The sequence below is a fragment of the Pseudoalteromonas sp. S1612 genome (genome assembly GCF_005887175.1).
In the GTDB taxonomy this organism is placed as follows: domain Bacteria; phylum Pseudomonadota; class Gammaproteobacteria; order Enterobacterales; family Alteromonadaceae; genus Pseudoalteromonas; species Pseudoalteromonas undina.
In genome coordinates this window covers 1-215 of the sequence record NZ_PNDH01000063.1, presented here as the reverse complement: position 1 = coordinate 215, position 215 = coordinate 1, and the positions used below count along the sequence as shown (strand labels likewise).

The window sequence follows — 215 nt, the reverse complement described above, 5'->3', positions numbered from 1 at the left end:
GTATCGTACTCAACGTGTGAAGTTGAGATTGTGATACCACGCTCGCGCTCTTCTGGAGCGTTATCGATTGATGCGAAATCTTTAGCAACACCGCCGTATACTTTTGCAAGTACGTTAGTGATTGCTGCAGTTAGTGTAGTTTTACCGTGGTCAACGTGGCCGATTGTACCAACGTTTACGTGCGGTTTTACGCGTTCAAACTTTTCTTTTGCCAT

The 215-nt window shown here is 45.1% G+C and carries 1 protein-coding gene; it reads right to left on the bottom strand.

Features of this window, described 5'->3' with window-relative positions; genetic code table 11:
* A partial coding sequence (locus tag CWB78_RS17350) for a GTP-binding protein (RefSeq protein ID WP_021033140.1) occupies positions 1–215 on the bottom strand: 215 nt, incomplete at its 3' end.